Origin of the sequence: Sphaerisporangium album, from assembly GCF_003323745.1 — a bacterium.
GTDB classification, from domain to species: domain Bacteria; phylum Actinomycetota; class Actinomycetes; order Streptosporangiales; family Streptosporangiaceae; genus Sphaerisporangium; species Sphaerisporangium album.
Map to the genome: position 1 here is coordinate 46,377 of NZ_QOIL01000010.1, position 19,915 is coordinate 66,291.

The following is a 19,915-nucleotide window of genomic DNA, read 5'->3' on the forward strand; positions in this document are numbered from 1 at the left end:
GGTTTCTCGACGTGCGAGTATCGGCAGGCGTGAAGAGCGTTGATCTTGTTTCGCCTGGCCTGCTTTCTGAGTCACATGAATCGGGCGATAATCGCGGGCTTTTCCTGATGGGCGGGAGTAGTCTCAATTCCGGTCTCCGAGCCTCGGCGGCCGACGATGGCTCCCATTCCCCATCGCATGGAGCGCGGTATGCCCGATTCGCAGGAATTGATCGAGGCGCGGCAACGTGTGGACGTGGCGCGGGCCGCCGGTGACCGTCCCGCGCTGGCGTACGCGCTGGTCGTCCTCGGCGCCCATGCGCAGAACGCGGGGCTGCTTCCGGAGGCCGTCGCCGCCACCGAGGAGGCCGTGGCCATCTACCGCGATCTCGGCGACGAGGCGCAGCTCGTGTGGGCCCTGGAGAACCTGGCCGCCCGGTATTCGTTCGCGTCGATGAATGACCAGGCGGTCGCCGCGGGACAGGAGCGGGCCGATCGCTATCGCACCTCGGGGAATCGGGCGGGCCTCGCCAATGCGCTCGTCGTGCTCGGCGCCTATCTGCAGAACGCGGGGCGTGTTCCGGAGGCGGTCGCGGTGACGGAGGAGGCCGTGGCGATCGATCGTGAGCTGGGCGATGTGAGCCAGGTGACCTGGGCCCTGGAAAACCTGGCCTCTCGGTACGCGTTCGCCGCCCGATACGAACAGGCGGTGGCCGCCACCCAGGAGAGGGTGGATCGTTTCCGAGTGGCGGGGATTCAGGCCGGTCTGGCGAGTGCGCTGGTCACTCTGGGGGCGTATCTCCAGAACGCGGGGCGTGTTTCGGACGCGGTCACGGCGACGGAGGAGGCCGTGGCGATCGGCCGCGAGCTGGGCGACGAAGCCCAATTGTCGTGGGCGCTGGAGAATCTGGCCGCCCGGTATTCGTTCGCGTCGATGAATGACAAGGCGGCCGCCGCGGGACAGGAACGCGCCGACCGGCTGAGAGCCGCCGGGAACCGGCCGGGACTGGCGAGTGCGCTGGTCACTCTGGGGGCGTATCTCCAGAACGCGGGGCGTGTTCCGGACGCGGTCGCGGCCACGGAGGAGGCCGTGGCGATCGGCCGCGAGCTGGGCGACGAAGGCCAATTGTCGTGGGCGCTGGAGAACATGGCGTCGCGTTACTCCTTCGCCGGGCGGCACGCGCAGGCGGTGGCGGCGGAGCAGGAGCGGGCCGATCGCTTCCGAGCGGCGGGGAATCGCCCCGGGCTGGCGAGTGCGCTGGTGACGCTGGGGGCGTATCTGCAGAATGCCGGACGTCTGCAGGACGCTGTCGCGGTGACCGAGGAAGCCGTCGCGATCGACCGTGATCTGGCGGACGAGGTACAGCTCCTGTGGGCCCTGGAGAATCTGACGTACCGGTATTCCGCCGCCGGGCGCGCGGAGGCCGTCCAGAGCGTGACGACCGAGATCGCCGTCCACCGGTGGCTTCCCCGGTTCGGGTACACGACCGGGCCCGAGGGCGGCGCGTACACCTTCGCGCAGGCCCTGGCCCGCTTCGAGAAGGCGTGGACGATCGGCGGCCCCCACCTGCTCTTACCCGAACGGATAGCTCTCGTCGCCGCCAAGGCCGACAGACGGTTCTGCGGCGTCCCGGACTCCCTGGACGCGGAGGGCGGCCTGCGTCCGATGAGCTACGGGGCCTCCTCCGCGGGCGGCTGGCCCCGGGGAGGCCTCACCTGGTCGTTCGACCCGTCCGGCAGCACCATGCCGCCGCAGCAGATCCAGGACCAGCTCACGGCGGCGCTGGACGCGTGGGCGCGCGTCCCGCCGGGCTTCTTCGCCTTCACCCGCGTGCCCTCCGGCGGCGACCTCACGATCCGCTTCGGCGGGTCGGACCTGAACGGGGACTTCGGGAAGCCGGGGGGTGTCAACGGGGCCGCGTACCTCCCGACCGATCCGGAAGCGGGCCGGATCATGTTCGACGTCGCCGACCCCTGGCCCCCGGGGCCGCCGCCCGGGGTGGTCCTGCACGAGATCGGCCACGCGCTCGGGCTGACCCACTCGGGCGACCCGCGCTCGATCATGTACCCGTACGCTCCGAACACCGGGATCGACACGGTTGACGAGGAGGCGCTCGGCACCATCTACGGGTGGTCGGTGCCGCAGCCGGCCGTGGGGGCGACGAGCCACCGGCCGGCGCTCGCGCGGGCGGGACGCCCGACCTTCGTCGGTGAGCCCACGGCTGACAGGCTCTACCTGGCCTGGCGCGGCTTGGGAGGTGACCGAAGGATCTATTGGTCGTCCTACGACGGGTCGGGATGGTCGCCGGCCGAGCAGATAATGGGGTACTTCAGCTCGCACGGCCCCGCCATGACGACGATCTCGGCCGGGCAGAACGGCGAGACCGCGCTCTTCATGGCGCACAACGGGGGCCTGGACGACAACGCCCTGTACTACTCCTCCCTCCAGGTGGACGCGGGCCACGTGTGGCCGGAGCGGCTGCCCGTGGAGGGCCTCTCCATCAACTCAGGCCCCGCCGTGGCGGCCTTGGGGAACCGCATCTACCTGGCGTACAAGGGCCTCGAGGACGACCAGAGGATCCACTGGTCCTACGCCGTGGTCGACGGCCTCTGGCATCCCGGCGACCCCTTGACCTGGACGCACAAGGGGCCCATCCGCGGCGTCGGCACGTCCGAGGGCCCCTTCCTGCTCAATTTCCGCAATCGGCTCCATCTGTTCTGGAAGGGCGTCGAGGGCGACACCGCCGTCTACTACAGCTCGCGCGGGCCGGACCTCGATTCGCTCTGGCAGGCGCAGCGCAAGGTCCAGTACGTGGAGGCCGAGACGTCCGGGGAGACCTGGGCGGAGATCCACTCCAACCACGGGCCGTCGGCGGCGGTGCGTGGCGACCGGGTGGTCCTGGCCTGGTGGCCGGGACCCGAGGACGTCGCCCTCTACACCTCCCGGTTCAACACCGCGGAATGGACCGGCCAGGTGCCGGTCCGCGGGTTCGGCAGCTCGGCCGGCCCCGCCGTGGGCGTGTGGGACGACAGGCTCTTCGTCGTGTCGACCGGAGCGCCCTGGTGGGTCGGGGGCGAGCGGATCTTCTACTCCCGGCTCGGCTGACGCGCGATCGTGGCCGACCGGACGCCGCCGGCGAGGCGCGACGCCCCGCCGGCCGGACGACACGCAGGGGCCGGTCAGCCCGCGCCCGGCACCGTGACGTTCTGCTCCTTGAAGTTGAAGCCGGTCTTGCTCGCGTCCTGTTGCAGGCCGTCCATGGAGGACTTGCTGGTGTCGAGGTCGCGTTCGGTGGCGGTTCCGCCCTTGAGCTTGTCGGTGAGGCTCTGGAACTTGCTGCTCACGCCCTCGACGGCCTTGCACAGCGTGGGGTTGGCCACGGCGAAGCCCTTGGCGACCTTCAGCTCGTGCAGCGCGAACGCGCCCGCGATCGCGGCCTTGAGGAACGTGCGCTTGCGCTTCTCGGCGCCCTCCTTGAAGCCGCCGGCGCGCAGGGGCTTGTAGATGTACCGGTGGAACGCGCCGAGCGCGAGGCCCGCGTGCAGGGCGAAGCGGGTCTTGGCGAAGGGCCGCGCGTTGCCGGTGGTCGGGCACGCGCCGTTGTACTCGGCGTCTCCGCCCGCCGACGTCGCCACCGCCGCCGGGCTGGAGGCCACAGCCGCCGGGCTGGTGGCCACCGCGGCTTCCGGAGTCATGGTCGCGGACTTGCCCCCGCAGCCGCCCACCAGCGTCACCGTCAGGATCGCCGCCATGGCGGGCGTCGCGATGATCCGCGCACGTCTAGCACTCCGTACAGCCACTTCTTCCCCCTTGGAACCTCACGGCGCTGATCCGCACTCCTCCTCTCCCTTTCCCTTCGTGCAAGATCCGACACTCAGCGTGATCGAGGGAAGATTCCGCCGATGTCAGGGGCGACCGGCGCGGGCGCGGAAGGCGGCGGTCTTGACCCGGTTCTGGCAGGACGTCGAGCAGAAGCGGCGGGTGCCGTTGCGGGAGGTGTCGACGTAGACCCGGTCGCAGTGGGGGGCGGTGCAGACGCCGAGCCGGTCGTACAGCTCGCCGCCGAGCACGATGGCGAGGCCGGTCGCGCAGGAGGCGGCCCAGTCCTCGCCTGGGGCCTCGCCTGAGCCGTGGAAGTGCAGGTGCCACGGCTCGCCGTCGTGCCGTTCCAGGTGCGGGCGCGCCTGCGTGCGGTCGAGCAGCCGGTTGACCTGGTGGGCCGCGGTGTCGACGTCCCCGGACTCGACGGCCTCGAAGACGACGCGCAGCTCGGCGGCGACCTCGGCGAGCCCGAGGGCCTCGGCGTCGGTGACCTCTCTGGACCGCGCGCCCCCCGCGCGCAGGGCCTCGCTCGCCGCCGTGCGTCGTGCCGGGCCCTCGGAGGGGAGGGTGTACGTCCTGCCGCGGGCCTCGCCCGGGGTCAGCGCGTTCACCAGGGATGCCGCCACCGCCACCACGGCATCGGAGTGACTGTTGAAATTCACTTGACCGGTTACATCCTTCGGTTCTACGCTGTCACTATCTAAAGGATAGACGACAGTTACCAGGAGGCTTTCATGTCCATTCTCACGCGTAACACGGCGCAGGACTGGATCACCCGCTGGGACCGCCAGCAGGAGGGCTACCTGCCCGACCGCGAGGAGCGCTTCACCGCGCTCATCGACGCCGTCGAGGCCGGCGCCGGGCGGCCCGACCCGCTCGTGCTGGACCTCGGCTGCGGCCCCGGCTCGCTCTCGGCCCGCCTGCTCGACCGGCTCCCCGGGGCCACCGTCGTGGCCGTGGACGCCGACCCGCTGCTGCTGGCCCTCGGCGGGGCCGCTCACGCCGGACGCCCCGGCCTGCGCTTCGCCGACCTCGACCTGCGCCGGCCGGGCTGGGCCGCGTCCCTCGGGCTGCCGCGCGAGGTGGACGTGGCGGTGAGCACGACGGCCCTGCACTGGCTGTCCGCCGAGGGGCTGCGCACGATGCTCGCCGAGCTGACCACCGTCCTGCGCCCCGGCGGCCTGTTCCTCAACGGCGACCACCTCGCGGTCGGCGACGTCTCCCCGGGCCTGGCGAAGCTGGAGCGCGCGGTCCACGACCGGGCGACCCGGCGCCGCTTCGCCGGCGGCATGCCCGAGGACTGGCGCCAGTGGTGGGACGCGGCCGCCGCCGACCCGGTGCTGAGCGGCCTGCGCGACGAGCGGGAGCGCAGGGTCGCGGCCGCGGACCATCACGGCTCGGAGTCCCTCGACCTGTCGATCCACGTCGCGGCGCTGCGCGAGGCGGGTTTCGGCGAGATCGGCACCCTGTGGCAGAACGGCGACAACCGCCTGCTCTGCGCCATCCACGCCTGAACTCGGGCCGAACTTGCCGGGATGTTGTCAGATTCCAGGAAATTGACTTTCGGAAGGCGTGGCAGGTGCCTAATGTCGGGCGCCATGAGCCTGGAATCGGTCAACGAGTTCATCGCCGCCCTCCCGAAGGCCGAGCTGCACGTCCACCTGGTCGGGTCGGCCTCGGTGCCCACGGTGCTGGAGCTGACCCGCCGCCACCCCGGTGGCCCGGTCCCCACCACCGAGGAGGAGCTCCGGAGGTTCTACGACTTCCGCGACTTCCGCCACTTCGCCCAGATCTACGAGGGCGTAAACGCACTCGTGCGCGAGCCCGAGGACGTCGCCACGCTGGTCACCGGCGCCGCGCGCGACCTCGCCGCGCAGAACGTCCGCTACGTCGAGCTGACCGTCACCCCGTACTCCCACCACCGCATGGGCATGCCGATGCCAGCCGTCACCGAGGCGCTGGACCTGGCGGCCCGTGAGGCCGCCGGCCTCGGCGTGCGCGTCGGGTACATCTTCGACATCCCCGGCGAGTTCGGGGTCGAGGGCGCGCGGGCGACGCTGGACCACGCGCTGTCGGAGCCCCCGCAGGCCCTCGTGGCGCTCGGGCTCGCGGGCATCGAGGAGGAGCGCCCGCCCTACCGCGACGCCTTCCGGGACGCCTTCCGCGCCGCCACGGCGGCCGGTCTGCACAGCGTGCCGCACGCGGGGGAGACCTCCGGCCCGGAGACCATCTGGGAGGTCATCGAGGGGCTCGGCGCCGAGCGCATCGGCCACGGCATCCGCTGCCTGGACGACCCCAGGCTCGTCGAGCACCTGCGCGAGACCCGGACGCCGCTGGAGGTCTGCCCGACCTCCAACGTCCGGACCCGCCAGGTGCCCGAGATCGCCGCCCACCCGCTGCCCCGCCTGCTCCAGGAGGGCCTCTACGTCACGCTCAACAGCGACGACCCGCCGATGTTCGGCACCACGCTAAACCGGGAGTACCAGGTGGCGGCCGAGGTGTTCGGCCTCGGCGCCGAGGACCTCGCCGGGCTGGCCCGCGACGCGGTGAGGGCGTCGTTCCTGGAGGAGGACGCCAAGCGGGCGATCATCGACGAGATCGACCGGGTGCCGATGCCCGCCTGACGCCGCGCCCCGGGTCAGGCGGAGGCGGGACGGCCGAGGCCCCGGGCCGGGGAGAGAGGGGACGGCCAGGTCCCCGGTCAGGGGGAGGCGGGACGGCCGAGGTCCGGCGGGATCTTGGACGCGGCGGCCCGGTCGAGCAGGAACATCGTCCGCACCCGCCCCCGCGCGCCGGCGGCCGGCACCTGGAACGTCCCGGCCCCCTGGAGGGCCAGCCGGACGGCCCCCGCCTTCTCCTCGCCCGCCGCGATCACCCAGACCTCGCGCGCCGCCTGGATCGTGGGCAGCGTCATCGTGATCCGGGTCGGCGGCGGCTTCGGCGCGCCGTGCACCGCGACGACCGGGCGCTCGTCGTACAGGGCGGGCATCTCGGGGAACAGCGAGGCCACGTGCGCGTCGGGGCCGAGGCCCAGCATCAGGATGTCGAACGACGGCACCGGCCCGTGGTCCTCGGGCCTGGACGCCTTGCGCAACTCTTCGGCGTACCGGTCGGCGGCCTCCTCGGCCGTCAGGCCGGAGTCGGGGCCGGGGACGGGGTGCACGCGCTCGGGGTCGGTGTCGACGTGGTCGAGCAGCGCGCGGCGGGCCCCGGTCTCGTTGCGCTCGGGGTCGCCGGTGGGCAGGAAGCGCTCGTCGCCCCACCAGATGTCAAGGCGGCGCCACTCCACCGCGTCGTGCGCCGCGTTGGCCGCGACCTCCGCCAGCGAGGCGATGCCGATCGTGCCTCCGGTCAGGACCAGGTGGGCCGACCCCTTGGCCGCCTGCGCGTCGGCGAGACCGGTGATCAGGCGCGCGGCGACGGCCTTGGCCAGCACCTGGGCGTCCCGGTGGACCAGGACCGTGGGAACACTCACGAGAAGAACCGTCCTTACGAAGCCGAAGATGTCCTCGGGAGACGTCCCGGCGTCCGTCCCCGTGGTCGCGGGGACGGACGCCGGGCGCGATGGTCAGGAGCCGTCGAACCCGGCGGCGACGCCCCGGATCGTCTCCTCGTACACCTCGTCGGGGTCGAGCCGCCGCAGTTCCTCGGCCAGGAGGTCGGCGGTCGGCCTGCGGGCCAGGGCCACCTGCCGGTCCGGCTGCCCGGGCCGCTTCAGGGTGGCGGTACGCGAGTCGTGCCGCTCGACGGCGACCTCGCCGTCCTGGACGCGCAGCCGCACCGCCGTGAGGCCGGGCCCCTTGGACTCGGTCACGCGGATCGGCGCGTCCAGCTTGCCCGACAGCCACACCGCCAGCAGGTGGGCGCTCGGATGGCCGGCCTCGGCCTCGACGTAGCCGTCCAGCACCTTGCCGACCGGCTGGTCGAACGCGGCGGCCAGCAGACTGCGCCAGGGCGTGATCCGTGTCCACGCCAGGTCGGTGTCGCCGGGCGTGTAGCCGTGGATGCGCGACTTGATCGCCGCCACCCCGTCGGGGGCGGAGCGGGCGTCGGTGACGCGGCGCTGGCCGTAGACGCCGACCGGGTCCTTGCCGGGGGCCTCCGGCGCCTCGCCGGGCCACCACACGACCACAGGGATGTCGGTGAGCAGCAGCGGGGCCAGCACGGAGTCCGCGTGCTCGGTGAGCTCGCCGTACAGGCGGAGCAGGACGACCTCGCCCGTCGTCAGCTCCCCGACCCGGATCTCCGCGTCCAGGCGGGTCGCCTCCTCGCGCTCTCTCGGGACGACCGCGAGGATACGGGACGGATGCTCTCGCGAGGCCTCGGACACGGCCCGGACCGCGTCGTACTGGTGGCTCTCGTCGCACACCACGACGACGGTGAGCACCATGCCGACGGCGGGCGCGCCCACCTGGTGGCGCAGCCGGGTGAGCTGCGCGGCGATCTCGGAGGCCGTGGTGCTCCCCATCAGGAAACTGGTCACAGCGCCTCCCCTGAGCCGGTGGGACGGATCACAGCGGAAATACCGGTCACAGCCGCCTCCAGACCCGCCCGTCGCGGGCCATCATCTCGTCGGCCGAGGCCGGGCCGCCCGTGCCGGCCGGGTAGCCCTCGGGCCGCCGGCCGCTCTGGGCCCAGAACTCCTCGATCGGGTCCAGGATCATCCACTGCAGCTCGACCTCGCGCTGGTGCGGGAACAGCGGCGGGTCGCCGATGAGCACGTCCAGCAGCAGCCGCTCGTAGGCCTCGGGGGACGACTCCAGGAACGCCTCGCCGTAGGCGAAGTCCATGTTGACGTCCCGGACCTCCATCGCCGTGCCCGGCACCTTCGAGCCGAAGCGCACCGTGATGCCCTCGTCCGGCTGGATGCGGATCACCAGGGCGTTCTGCCCGAGGATCTCGGTGTCGGTCTTGCTGAACGGCAGGTGCGGCGCCCGCTGGAACACCACGGCCACCTCGGTCATGCGCCTGGCGAGCCGCTTGCCGGTGCGCAGGTAGAACGGGACGCCCGCCCAGCGCCGGTTGGCGATCTCCAGCTTGACGGCCGCGTAGGTCTCGGTCCGGGAGTCCGGCGGGATGCCCTCCTCCTCCACGAACCCCTTGACCGGGACCCCGCCCTGCCATCCGGCGGTGTACTGGCCGATGGCCGTGGCCAGGTCCAGGTTCTCCGGGAGGGTGACCGCCTCCAGGACCTTCTCCTTCTCCCTGCGCAGCGCCGCCGCGCCGAACGCGGTCGGGTCCTCCATCGCCACCAGCGCCATCAGTTGCAGCAGGTGGTTCTGGATGACGTCCCTGGCCGCGCCGATGCCGTCGTAGTACCCGGCCCGCCCGCCGACGCCGATGTCCTCGGCCATCGTGATCTGCACGTGGTCGACGTAGCCGCGGTTCCAGATCGGCTCCCACAGCGTGTTGGCGAACCGCAGCGCCAGGATGTTCTGGACCGTCTCCTTGCCCAGGTAGTGGTCGATGCGGAACACCGAGTCCGGCTTGAACGCCGAGTCGACGACCGCGTTCAGCTCCTGGGCGCTCTTGAGGTCGTGCCCGAACGGCTTCTCGATCACGATGCGGCGCCAGGCGCCGGGCGGCGGCTTGTGCAGCCCGGTGCGCTTGAGCTGCTCGATGATCACCGGGAAGAACTTCGGCGGCGTCGAGGTGTAGAAGGCGTAGTTTCCGCCGGTGCCCCGGGTCTCGTCGATCTCCTTCAGCACCATCGCCAGCGCGTCGAAGGCCCCGTCGTCGTCGAACGCGCCGGGCACGAAGTGCAGGCCCTCGCAGATCTGCTTCCAGACCTCCTCGCGGAAGGGCGTGCGCGCGTGCTCCTTCACCGCGTCGTGAGTGATCTTGGCGAAGTCCTGGGCGGCCCAGTCGCGCCGCGCGAAGCCGACCAGGGAGAACCCCGGCGGGAGCAGACCCCGGTTGCCCAGGTCGTAGATCGCCGGCAGCAGCTTGCGCCGCGCCAGGTCACCCGTCACGCCGAAGATGACCAGCACGCACGGCCCGGCCACCCGCGGCAGCCGCTTGTCGCGCGGGTCGCGCAGCGGGTTGGCCTCGGCGACCTCCACGGTGGTGGAGGCGGTCGCCGCGGACTGCGCGGCGGTCACGGTGTCGTCGGCGGGGGCCGCGGGCTCCTGAACCCGCGCGGCCTCCTGCGCGGCCCGGGCGAGCACGTCCGCCGACGGGCCCCCGGCCGGATCAGCGGAACGCGCCGGGCCGTTCTCGGGGGCCACGCCTGGCTGCTCGCTGTCGTTCATCAAACCTCCCGTGCGGCGTCGAGCAGGTACCTGACGCCGGCCTTGCGATCGGTGAGGTGGAGGCGCAGGGCCGGACGCCCCCGCCCGCGCTGCGCGTCGAGGTCGCCGAGCGCCTGCGCGAGCTGCAGCCTTCCCAGGGTGTACGGCTTGCCGGGCACTTCGAGGTCCTCCTCGACGGCGCCGGTGAGCTGCAGGAAGACGCCGTTCTGCGGGCCGCCCTTGTGGTACTGCCCGGTCGAGTGCAGGTAGCGGGGACCCCAGCCGAACGTGACCGGGCGGTCGGTCCTGATCGCCAGCAGCCCCTGAAGGCTGGCCGGGTCGTGCGCGGCCCAGATGTCGGTGATCTCCTCGAACGAGGCCTCCGGCGGCACCGGCACGTCGAACGCGGCCTCGCGGTCGAGGAAGGCCAGGATCGCCAGGTAGCCCCGGTCGGGGATCTGCTCCAGCAGGTGGGTGAGCACCCCGGAAAGGTCCTTGACGTGCGCGGGGAGCTCGCCGTAGACCTCCACCGGGCCGTCGACCAGCGCCGGCGTGCCGGTGGGCAGCGGGCCGTCGCCGGACTCCCGCAGGATGCGGGCGGTGTTCTCCTTCGACTCGGCGACGTTCGGCTGGTCGAAGGGGTTGATGCCGAGCAGGCGCCCGGCGATGGCCGTGGCGTACTCCCAGACGAGGAACTGGGCGCCGAGCGGGCCGTCGACCTGGACGTCCGCCTCGGTGTCGATGCCGGCGACGATCTCGTCCTCGGCCTCGGTCGGGTCGGCGCCGACGACGGGCAGGATGCCCTTGCCCTGCTTGCCGGTGGACTCGGCGACGAGCTGCTCGATCCAGTCGGGCAGGCCGTTGATGGGGGAGAGGCCGTCCTCCAGCACGAGCTTGTCGCGCCCGGCGAGGGCGGCGGTCCCGAGCGCGGCGCCGAGCGTCAGGCCGGGGTTGGCCTCGGAGCCCTCGGCCAGCCGGGGACGCACCTCGGCGGCGTCGTCGAGCAGCCGGATGACCTCCGCCCCGGCCAGCGCGCTCGGCACCAGGCCGAACGCGGTCAGCGCGCTGTAGCGGCCGCCGACGTTCGGGTCGGCCAGGATGACGGGGTACCCGGACTCGATCGCGAGCTGCTCCAGCGGAGAGCCGGGGTCGGTGACCACGACGATGCGGTCGGCCGGGTCGATGCCGGCGTCGCGGAACGCCTTCTCGTAGACGCGGCGGTGGCTGTCGGTCTCGATCGTCGAGCCGCTCTTGCTGGACACGACGAGGATCGTGCGGTCCAGGCGGTCGGCGAGCGCGCGCCGCACCTGGCCGGGGTCGGTGGTGTCGAGCACGGTGAGCGGCACGTCGGCGGTGGCGCAGATGACCTCGGGGGCCAGGGAGGAGCCTCCCATGCCCGCCAGCACGACGTGCTCCAGGTTCTCGGCGCGGGCGCGCTCGACCAGTTTGGTGATCTCGGGCAGCAGCTCACGCGAGGTGGTGGGCAGGTCGAGCCAGCCGAGGCGCATCCGCGCCTCGCTCTCGGCCTCCGGCCCCCACAGGGTCGGGTCGCCGTTGGACAGCGCCTGGGGGACGCCCTCCTCGGCGAGCCTCCGCACGGCCTCGGAGGCCTCCGCGGCTACCGCCTCGTCACCGAACGTTACAGACATATCCATCCTTAAAGGTGTCTCCTCGCACGAGGGCGGGCCTGCCGAGGCGCCGCACGGCACTCCCGTGGGCGCCGGGTAGGCCAGGGGCCTACCCGGCGCGCCGCCGGGAACCGGGTCCGAACCGCCGGACGCTCAGCTCGCCTTCTTGAGCTCGGACTCGACGGTCCCGAGCAGCTCGTTCCACGAGGTGACGAACTTCTCGACGCCTTCGTCCTCCAGTGCCCTCACCACGTCGTCGTAGTCGATGCCGGCCTGCTTGAGCGCGGCCATGGTGTTCCACGCCTGCTCGTAGTACGGCCGGACGGTGTCGCCGTCGATGTTCCCATGATCGGCGACCGCGTCGAGCGTCTTCTCCGGCATGGTGTTGACCGTGCCGGCGGTGACGAGCTGGTCGACGTACATGGTGTCGGGGTAGTCGGGGTTCTTGACGCCGGTGGACGCCCACAGCGGCCGCTGCGGGTGCGCCCCGGCCGCCTTCAGCGCCTGCCAGCGCGGGCTGTTCATGACCTCTTCGTACGCCGCGAACGCCAGGCGGGCGTTGGCGATGGCCGCCTTGCCCTTCAGCGCGAGCGCCTCCGGCGTGCCGATCTTCTCCAGGCGCTTGTCGATCTCGGTGTCGAACCGGCTGACGAAGAAGGACGCCACCGACTCGATCTTCGACAGGTCCAGGCCCGCGGCCTTCGCCTGCTCCAGGCCGGTCAGCCAGGCGTCCATGACGGCGCGGTAGCGCTCCAGCGAGAAGATCAGCGTCACGTTCACGCTGATCCCCTCGGCGAGGGTCTGCGTGATGGCCGGCAGCCCCGGCAGCGTCGCGGGGATCTTGATGTGGACGTTCGGGCGGTCGACCAGCCACCACAGGGCCCGGGCCTCCGCCACCGTCTTCTCGGCCGTCTCGGTGGCCAGGCGCGGGTCCACCTCGATGGACACCCGGCCGTCCACGCCGCCCGTGGCGTCGAAGACCGGCCGCAGGACGTCGGCCGCCCAGCGGATGTCGAAGGTCGTGATCGCCCGGACCGCCTCGCCGACGTCCACGCCGCGCACCGCAAGGTCGCGAAGCTGGGTGTCGTAGGCGTCGCCCTTGCTCAGGGCGGAGGCGAAGATCGTGGGGTTGGAGGTGACACCGGTGACGTACTTGTCGTTGATCAGCGACTGCAGGTTGCCGGTGCGCAGGCGCTCGCGGCTGATGTCGTCCAGCCAGATTGACACGCCCGCCTCGGTGAGGCGCTTCAGGTTTTCGCTCATGACGGTGAGTCCTCTAGTTTCCGGTGGTGTGACCCTTGTCGGCCCCGGTCTTGGCGAGGCTGCCCTTGGCGGCGGTCGCCACACGTTCGGCGGTGAGGCCGAACTGCTCGTACAACGTCTTGTACGGCGCCGACGCGCCGAAGTGCTCGAGACTCACGACCTCACCCTCCTCCCCTACGAACTGCCGCCACCCGAGCGCGATTCCCGCCTCCACCGCCACCCTCGCCCTGACGGACGGAGGCAGGACCAGCTGCTTGTAGGCGTCGTCCTGCGCGTTGAACCACTCCACGCACGGCATGGAGACCACCCGGGCGGGGATGCCCTCGTCCTCCAGGATGCGGCGCGCGCCCACGGCCAGCTCGACCTCGCTGCCCGTGCCGATGATCACCACGGCCGGCTGCCCGTTCGAGGCCTCCTCCAGGATGTAGCCGCCCTTGGCGACCTTCTCGAAGTCGGACGTCCCCTCGTAGACCGGGAGGTTCTGCCGGGTCAGCGCCAGCGCCGCCGGGCGGTCGGTGTGCTCCAGGACGGCCTTCCACGCGGCCGAGGTCTCGTTGGCGTCGGCGGGCCGCACCACGTCCAGGCCCGGGATCGCGCGCAGCGCCCACAGGTGCTCCACCGGCTGGTGGGTCGGGCCGTCCTCGCCGAGGCCGATCGAGTCGTGCGTCCAGACGTAGGTCACCGGCAGCCCCATCAGGGCCGCCAGGCGCACCGCCGGGCGCATGTAGTCGCTGAAGACCAGGAAGGTGCCGCCGTAGGGCCGGGTGCCGTTGTGCAGGGCGATTCCGTTCAGGATCGAGCCCATGCCGTGCTCGCGGATGCCGAAGTGCAGCGTGCGGCCGTACCGGTTCCCGGGGAAGAGCTTGGTCTGGTACTCCTCCGGGATGAAGGACGGCTCGCCCTCCATGGTCGTGTTGTTCGATTCCGCCAGGTCGGCCGAGCCGCCCCACAGCTCCGGCAGCACCGGCGCCAGCGCGGTCAGCACGGCGCCCGACGCCTTGCGCGTCGCCACGGACTTGCCCGCCTCGAAGACCGGCAGGGCCTCCTCCCAGCCCGCCGGGAGCTTGCGCACGCTGATGCGGTCGAACAGCTCGGCGTTCTCCGGGTTCGCCGACCGCCACTGCTCGAACTTCTCGTTCCACTCCGCGTGCAGGGCCCGGCCGCGCTGGGCGACCTCGCGGGCGTGGGCGATCACGTCGTCCGGCGCGATGAAGCTCTTGGCCGGGTCCAGGCCGAGGACCTCCTTGGTCGCCGCGACCTCGTCCGCGCCGAGCGCCGACCCGTGGATCTTGCCGGTGTTCTGCTTGTTCGGCGCGGGCCAGCCGATGATCGTGCGCAGCTTGATCAGCGTCGGGCGGTCGGTCTCGGCCACCGCCGCGCGGTACGCCTCGTACAGCTTCTCGACGTTCTCGACGTACTCGCCCGTCTCGGTCCAGTCCACGCTGATCACGTGCCAGCCGTAGGCCTCGTACCGCTTGGCGACGTCCTCCGACAGCGCGATCGCGGTGTCGTCCTCGATCGAGATGTGGTTGGCGTCGTAGATGACGTTGAGGTTGCCCAGCTTCTGGTGGCCCGCGATGGAGCTCACCTCGTGGCTGATGCCCTCCTCGATGTCGCCGTCGGAGACGATGCACCAGATGCGGTGGTCGAACGGGCTCTCGCCCGGCGCCGCGCCCGGGTCGAACAGGCCCCGCTCGCGGCGCTGCGCCATCGCCATGCCGACGGCGTTGCCGATGCCCTGGCCGAGCGGGCCCGTGGTCGTCTCGACGCCGAGCGTGTGCCCGTGCTCCGGGTGCCCGGGCGTCAGGCTGCCCCACTGGCGCAGCGACGCGAGATCGTCGAGTGTCAGGCCGTAGCCGGAGAGGAAGAGCTGGATGTAAAGGGTCAGGCTGGAGTGCCCGGCGGACAGGACGAAGCGGTCGCGCCCCACCCAGGCCGGATCGGTGGGATCATGGCGTAGCACGCGCTGGAACAGCAGGTACGCGGCCGGGGCGAGGCTCATCGCGGTGCCGGGGTGGCCCGAGCCCGCCTTCTCCACCGCGTCCATGGCCAAGGCGCGTATGACGTCGACCGTGCGCCGATCGAGGTCGCTCCACTCAAGGTCTGGCACGAGTTCGCTGCTCAACTGCTCGATCTCCTATTGGCTATTGGGCGCCGGTTCGGCTCTGCGGCCCGTCCGGTCTGGTCGTTCCTCCCCACACCGGACCTTAACGGGTCGTTCCCCATACCGTAGATGCAACGTGCGTCTAACATGTGACCGGGCAATGTGGGGTTCACATCGTTAGTTCCATCCCCTCGTGAAGCGGTATGGAACGCGATCCGCGGCACGGCCTGCGGGCCCGGCCTGCGGGCCTCCCGAGGGGCCGCCCGCCGGGGTGGACGAACCTCCCCACAGGGCCACTTGCCCACGTGGCATTCGCCCCCGATGCCGGGACCGGCGACTCCCCGCACTACAGTGAGTCCTCGAAGTTCGGCTCATGCCCGCAATCACGGACCGCTCTAATCTGAGGTTACGCGTTGACCCCGCTCCCGCTGGAAGCGCCTTGACGGTGCTCACGACAAAGCCGCCGGCCGTCCCGATCGCCGGCGCCCGCCGATCGCCGCTCGCGGTCGTGCGCGCGTACGTCGCGCTGACCAAGCCACGGATCATCGAGCTGCTCCTGATCACGACGCTCCCGGTCATGTTCCTCGCCGCGCGGGGCTTCCCGCCCCTCTGGACGGCCGTGGCCACGCTGGTCTTCGGCACCCTGTCCGCGGGTAGCGCCAATGCCCTGAACTGCTACATCGACCGGGACATCGACGCGACCATGCGCCGCACCCGCCGCCGCCCGCTGGCGATGGCGACGGTCGCGCCGAGGAACGCGCTGATCTTCGGCATCGTGCTGGGGGCGCTGTCGACGCTGGGCCTGGCGCTCACCGTGAACCCCCTGGCCGCGGGGCTCTCGCTCGCCGCGATCCTCTTCTACGTCTTCGTGTACTCGATGGTGCTCAAGCGGCGCACGTCGCAGAACGTCGTGTGGGGCGGCATCGCGGGGTGCATGCCCGTCCTCATCGGCTGGGCCGGCATCACCGGGCGGGTCGACTGGGCGCCGGTGATCCTGTTCGGGGTGGTGTTCTTCTGGACGCCCCCGCACACCTGGACGCTCGCCATGCGCTACCGCGAGGACTACGCCGCCGCCGCCGTCCCCATGCTGCCGGTGGTCGCGACCGAGCGGCGCGTGGTGGTGGAGTGCATCGCCTACACCTGGGCCACCGTGATCTGCTCGCTGCTGCTGTGGCCTGTCGCCGGGACCACGCCGGTGTACGGCGCGGTCGCGGCCGTCCTCGGCGCCGTGTGCCTGTTCGAGGTCTACCGGCTGCTCGGCAGGGTCAACGCAGGCAAGACCGGCGTCGCCCTGCGTCCGATGCGCTTCTTCCACTGGTCCAACGCCTACCTGGCGTTGCTGTTCCTCGCCGTGGCGGTCGACTCCCTGCTCTGAGACCCGCACCGAGATCCATACCGAGAGCCGCGCCCGAGGATTCCTCCGCGCGGCTTTCAGCGTGTTGGAGCCCTTTCGGCCTCGGTTCGGCAGGCGGCCCAGCCCTACAGGCGATGTAGTCGCCGGGGGTGAGGGAACCGGTTCCGCGTCCATGGCGAAAAAGGATGGAACACGGCACGGGTCGAATGGGACGGCCGGGTACAACATTCCAGGGCGCACGCGTCGCGCCGCCGCACGGCCACGACCTGCGGTGAACGACATCGGATCGGGGGGCGAGACGTCCATGGCGGTGAGTCTGAACCTGAGGGCCTACGCGCATGCCAGGGATCTGGTCAAGGAGGAGCGCGTCGTCCTGGACGAACGGCGCGACTGGGACGTGCACCGGCCCACGCCCGAGCAGGAGAACCGGTTCATCGAGGAGCACGGCTACGGCGAGTACGGGCGCTGGTTCCTCGGCGTCGACGACGAGCACGGCGAGGAGACCAAGGGCCACTACAAGTTCCCCTACGGCGACTTCGACAGGCTGCACAAGTGCGCCGTCCTGTCGGCCGAGGTCCGCGCCGCCCAGTACAGCTACGACGACATCGAGGCCGCGGCGGCCCACCTGCACGGCATGCTCATCGCGCTGGGGGAATGAGGCAGCCTTCCCATGCGCCCCACCTGGCACTTCTCTTCCTCGCCGTGACCGGCGACCGGCGGCCGCAGATCATGGGGCGCCTGCGGCTGACTTCGGCCGGTCGCGGACCCCTCAGCGGCCGGAGATCAGATCGGCGAGGCGGGCGTACGCCGACGTGCGCGCCATCTGGGCGTTCTCGTGGCGGTCGGCGGCGCGGAACATCGTGTAGATCATCTGGACGCCGATCCAGCGCAGCGGCTCCGGTTCCCACTGGCGCACCTGGCGGCCCACCCAGGGCAGCGCCGTCAGTTCGGTGTCGCGGCGCAGCACCAGGTCGCGCAGCGTGCGCCCGGCCAGGTTGGTGGTCGTGACGCCGCTCCCCACATAGCCGCCCGCCCACCCCAGGCCGGTCTCGTGGTCCAGGTGGACGGTCGAGCACCAGTCGCGGGGAACGCCCAGCACGCCGCACCACGCGTGCTGGATCCTCGCGCCCGCGGTGGCCGGGAAGAGCGTCGTCAGGATCGAGCGCAGCGCCGCCACCGTCCGGGGCTGCGTGGCGCCGCGCACGTCCGTCCGCGAGCCGAAGCGGTACGGCACGCCGCGGCCGCCGATGGCGATGCGCCCATCGGCGGTCCTCTGCGCGTAGCAGTACGCGTGCGCCTGGTCACCGAGCAGCTCCTGGCCCCGCCAGCCGATGCGCTCCCACACCTCGTCCGGCAGCGGCTCGGTGACGATCATCGAGCTGTTCATGGGCAGCCACTGGCGGTGCTGGCCCTTGATGCCGGCGGTGAACCCCTCGGTCGCGCGGATCACGTAGTCGGCGGTGACCGTCCCGTTGCTGGTGACCGCCGACGCCCTGCCCTTCTCCCCGGCGCCCCTCGGACGGATCTCGGTCACCGTCGTGCCCTCGAAGATGTCGACGCCCAGGGCCTCCACGGTGCCGGCTAGGCCGCTCGCGAGCTTGGCGGGCTGGATCCGGGCGCAGTGCGGGCTGTAGATGGCCGACAGGGCGCCGGCGACGCTGATGCGCTCCTCCTGCTCCTCGCGGGTCAGCAGCCGCATGTCCTCCTCGCCGAAGCCCCAGGTGCGCAGGTCGGCGAGCTCCGCGTGCATGCGCCGGTTCTGGGCGGGGTTGGTCGCCACGTGTACCAGGCCGCCCTTGTGGACGTCGGCCTCGATGCCCTCCGCGCGGGTGACCTCGATCACCTCGTCCACGGCCGTGAACATCGCGTGCTGGAGGTCGATCATCGACTGCCGCCCGCGCGCCGCCGCGTGCCGCTCTCGCGACCCGGCGAACTCCGCCGACAGCCAGCCGCCGTTGCGTCCCGAGGCGCCGAACCCGGCGAACTCCTTTTCCAGGATCGCGATCCGCAGGTCGGGCTGGGCCTTCTTCAGGTAGTACGCCGTCCACATGCCGGTGTAGCCGCCGCCGACGATGGCCACGTCGTAGTCCCGCGACCCGGGCAGCGCGGCACGGCGAGCGGGCAGCCCGATCTGCCGGTACCAGAACGACACCCCGCCGTTCGCGAAGTCGGGGGTCAGGGGGATGCCGTTAAGTTCGCTACCACTCATGCCGTTCACAACCGTTCACGCCGTTCGTACTGATTTCTTGCTTGCCACAGGATGCCGTGTCCCCTCCCGCGGTCGCCGCGCAGGGTGCGGGGGAGCGCGCTTCCGCCCGACGGCCGCACTTGATTACGGAAGGGGCACAGGCTGCCATGTCATGCGATATAAGACATGCCAGTCAAAGACGATCGTGTGCAGAGGCGTCCCCGGCCGAGGCTTCCCGCCGTGACCGACGCGTCCCCCCGACCATGGCGGCATCCGTCCAAGATCCCCCCGAGAGGCGATGACCGAAGACGATGGCCGGACCGGGGTGGTCCAAGACGATGGCCGGAGGCCGGTGATGACGAAGGAGACGGTTCCGTCCCGGTTCTCGCGGACGAGGCTGGGAGCGGCCACCCAGGCGTTCGGGTGCGGGATGGTCGTGGTGATCGCCCTCGTGTGGGCGGTGGGCGGCGCGTTCCTGGACAATTACCTGGTCGCGCAGGCCCGCTCCTACTGCGACGCCGGCTGGGAGCCCCCGCACAAGCTGGAGCTGCTCTTCTTTCTTCCCACGCGGCTGCTCTATTTCCCCGTCGCCGCCGTGGTCTCCGGAATCGCGTCCCTGCTGTTCAACCCCCTCGCCCTCTGGTCACCCCTGGGCCGCTGGAAGACCACCAGAGCGATCTTCAGTGCCCTGGCGATCCTGGTGGCCCTGACCGGCCCCGCCCTGCTCCTGCTCCACGACTTCGCGACCCTGGGAACCCTCGACGGCTACCCGGGAGACAGCGGCCTCTGCCCCCCGGACAACGTCCCCCCTTGGTGGCCGTCCTGGCTCCCGTCCTGAAACTTCGGCGTAGCGCCGGCAGAGGCTTCGACGAATGACGGAAGTGGATTGGAACATGTGTCAGCGCCACGGCAACGGTTTCTCTGCGAAATTCATCCTTGATGAGAAGGAGACGGCGGCGCCGGAAACGGCGGACTATGTCAACACGTTCGTCACCCTGAACGATGACGGACTCGAACTGCCCGGCGTTTCGATGGAAGACGCAATGCGGGCGTTCGTCTCTCCCACGTGGACGCCGGTTTCGGTGCGCGAAGCCCGGGAGCACGCCCAACCCGAGGAAATGGTGCTGGGCGTGGCGGGTGAACTCGGTGATCGCCGGGTACGGGTCTACGCGTTTCAGGATCGATCTGGGAAAGGGCCCGTCCGAGTCTCGGCCCGGTTCCTGGACGATTGACCCCACCCTGGCACAGACGGGTTCACGCCTGGCATATTCGGGTTCACGCCCGGCATATTTGTTCACGACGGCGATGAGTCTGGTGAGTATTGGCGTCCCACGACCAAACTCCCCA

General features: G+C 71.2%; 16 protein-coding genes. 7 read left to right on the top strand and 9 right to left on the bottom strand.

The window, feature by feature from the left end; translation table 11 throughout:
• Window positions 1-189 precede the first annotated feature (189 nt).
• The gene (locus DQ384_RS18670; RefSeq protein ID WP_181871283.1) at window positions 190-3,084 is read left to right on the top strand and encodes a matrixin family metalloprotease; all 2,895 of its coding nucleotides are present in this window, start codon (window positions 190-192) and stop codon (window positions 3,082-3,084) included.
• Between the two features lie 74 nt (window positions 3,085-3,158).
• On the opposite strand, the gene DQ384_RS18675 is transcribed toward DQ384_RS18670, so the two are convergent.
• Window positions 3,159-3,779 (bottom strand): hypothetical protein, encoded by a 621-nt coding sequence (locus tag DQ384_RS18675; RefSeq protein ID WP_245966591.1) that lies wholly within the window; start codon window positions 3,777-3,779, stop codon window positions 3,159-3,161.
• 105 nt (window positions 3,780-3,884) lie between these two features.
• Window positions 3,885-4,463, bottom strand: a complete 579-nt coding sequence (locus DQ384_RS18680; RefSeq protein WP_114030133.1) for a CGNR zinc finger domain-containing protein — start codon at window positions 4,461-4,463, stop codon at window positions 3,885-3,887.
• Window positions 4,464-4,535: 72 nt separating this feature from the next.
• Between DQ384_RS18680 and DQ384_RS18685 the strand changes: the two genes are divergently transcribed.
• Both DQ384_RS18685 and add read left to right on the top strand, forming a co-directional pair.
• On the top strand, window positions 4,536-5,315 hold the full coding sequence (locus tag DQ384_RS18685; protein WP_245966592.1) for a class I SAM-dependent methyltransferase: 780 nt from the start codon (window positions 4,536-4,538) through the stop codon (window positions 5,313-5,315).
• An 84-nt stretch (window positions 5,316-5,399) separates the two neighbouring features.
• Complete coding sequence (gene add / locus DQ384_RS18690) at window positions 5,400-6,425, top strand: adenosine deaminase (protein ID WP_220183008.1); 1,026 nt, start codon at window positions 5,400-5,402, stop codon at window positions 6,423-6,425.
• 77 nt (window positions 6,426-6,502) lie between these two features.
• Here the strand turns inward: add and pgl are convergent, their stop codons facing one another.
• The 6 genes from pgl to tkt all read right to left on the bottom strand — a co-directional run bounded on the left by pgl (window position 6,503) and on the right by tkt (window position 15,047).
• Window positions 6,503-7,276, bottom strand: a complete 774-nt coding sequence (gene pgl, locus DQ384_RS18695) for a 6-phosphogluconolactonase (RefSeq protein ID WP_114030134.1) — start codon at window positions 7,274-7,276, stop codon at window positions 6,503-6,505.
• A gap of 93 nt (window positions 7,277-7,369) precedes the next feature.
• Entirely contained in the window at window positions 7,370-8,269 is a 900-nt protein-coding gene (locus DQ384_RS18700) for a glucose-6-phosphate dehydrogenase assembly protein OpcA (protein ID WP_425451473.1), read from the bottom strand.
• 61 nt (window positions 8,270-8,330) lie between these two features.
• Window positions 8,331-10,052 carry a glucose-6-phosphate dehydrogenase gene (gene zwf, locus DQ384_RS18705; protein ID WP_245966593.1) on the bottom strand — a complete coding sequence of 574 codons (1,722 nt, stop codon included), beginning with the start codon at window positions 10,050-10,052 and terminating at the stop codon, window positions 8,331-8,333.
• Window positions 10,052-11,686 (bottom strand): glucose-6-phosphate isomerase, encoded by a 1,635-nt coding sequence (locus tag DQ384_RS18710; RefSeq protein WP_114030136.1) that lies wholly within the window; start codon window positions 11,684-11,686, stop codon window positions 10,052-10,054. The genes zwf and DQ384_RS18710 overlap by 1 nt, the downstream gene beginning before the upstream one ends.
• Window positions 11,687-11,812: 126 nt before the next feature.
• On the bottom strand, window positions 11,813-12,922 hold the full coding sequence (gene tal, locus DQ384_RS18715) for a transaldolase (RefSeq protein ID WP_114030137.1): 1,110 nt from the start codon (window positions 12,920-12,922) through the stop codon (window positions 11,813-11,815).
• A gap of 13 nt (window positions 12,923-12,935) precedes the next feature.
• Entirely contained in the window at window positions 12,936-15,047 is a 2,112-nt protein-coding gene (tkt, locus tag DQ384_RS18720) for a transketolase (protein WP_114030138.1), read from the bottom strand.
• A 418-nt stretch (window positions 15,048-15,465) separates the two neighbouring features.
• On the opposite strand from tkt, the gene DQ384_RS18725 reads away from it, so the two are divergent.
• Together DQ384_RS18725 and DQ384_RS18730 are read left to right on the top strand one after the other, a co-directional pair.
• Window positions 15,466-16,401 (top strand): heme o synthase, encoded by a 936-nt coding sequence (locus tag DQ384_RS18725; protein WP_425451467.1) that lies wholly within the window; start codon window positions 15,466-15,468, stop codon window positions 16,399-16,401.
• 283 nt (window positions 16,402-16,684) lie between these two features.
• The gene (locus tag DQ384_RS18730; protein WP_114030342.1) at window positions 16,685-17,038 is read left to right on the top strand and encodes a hypothetical protein; all 354 of its coding nucleotides are present in this window, start codon (window positions 16,685-16,687) and stop codon (window positions 17,036-17,038) included.
• A 111-nt stretch (window positions 17,039-17,149) separates the two neighbouring features.
• Here the strand turns inward: DQ384_RS18730 and DQ384_RS18735 are convergent, their stop codons facing one another.
• Window positions 17,150-18,589, bottom strand: coding sequence for an NAD(P)/FAD-dependent oxidoreductase (locus tag DQ384_RS18735; RefSeq protein WP_114030343.1), 1,440 nt, complete (start codon window positions 18,587-18,589; stop codon window positions 17,150-17,152).
• A gap of 334 nt (window positions 18,590-18,923) precedes the next feature.
• On the opposite strand from DQ384_RS18735, the gene DQ384_RS18740 reads away from it, so the two are divergent.
• Entirely contained in the window at window positions 18,924-19,406 is a 483-nt protein-coding gene (locus DQ384_RS18740; RefSeq protein ID WP_114030140.1) for a hypothetical protein, read from the top strand.
• Between the two features lie 34 nt (window positions 19,407-19,440).
• Window positions 19,441-19,800 (top strand): BrnT family toxin, encoded by a 360-nt coding sequence (locus DQ384_RS18745; protein WP_114030141.1) that lies wholly within the window; start codon window positions 19,441-19,443, stop codon window positions 19,798-19,800.
• Window positions 19,801-19,915 lie beyond the last annotated feature (115 nt).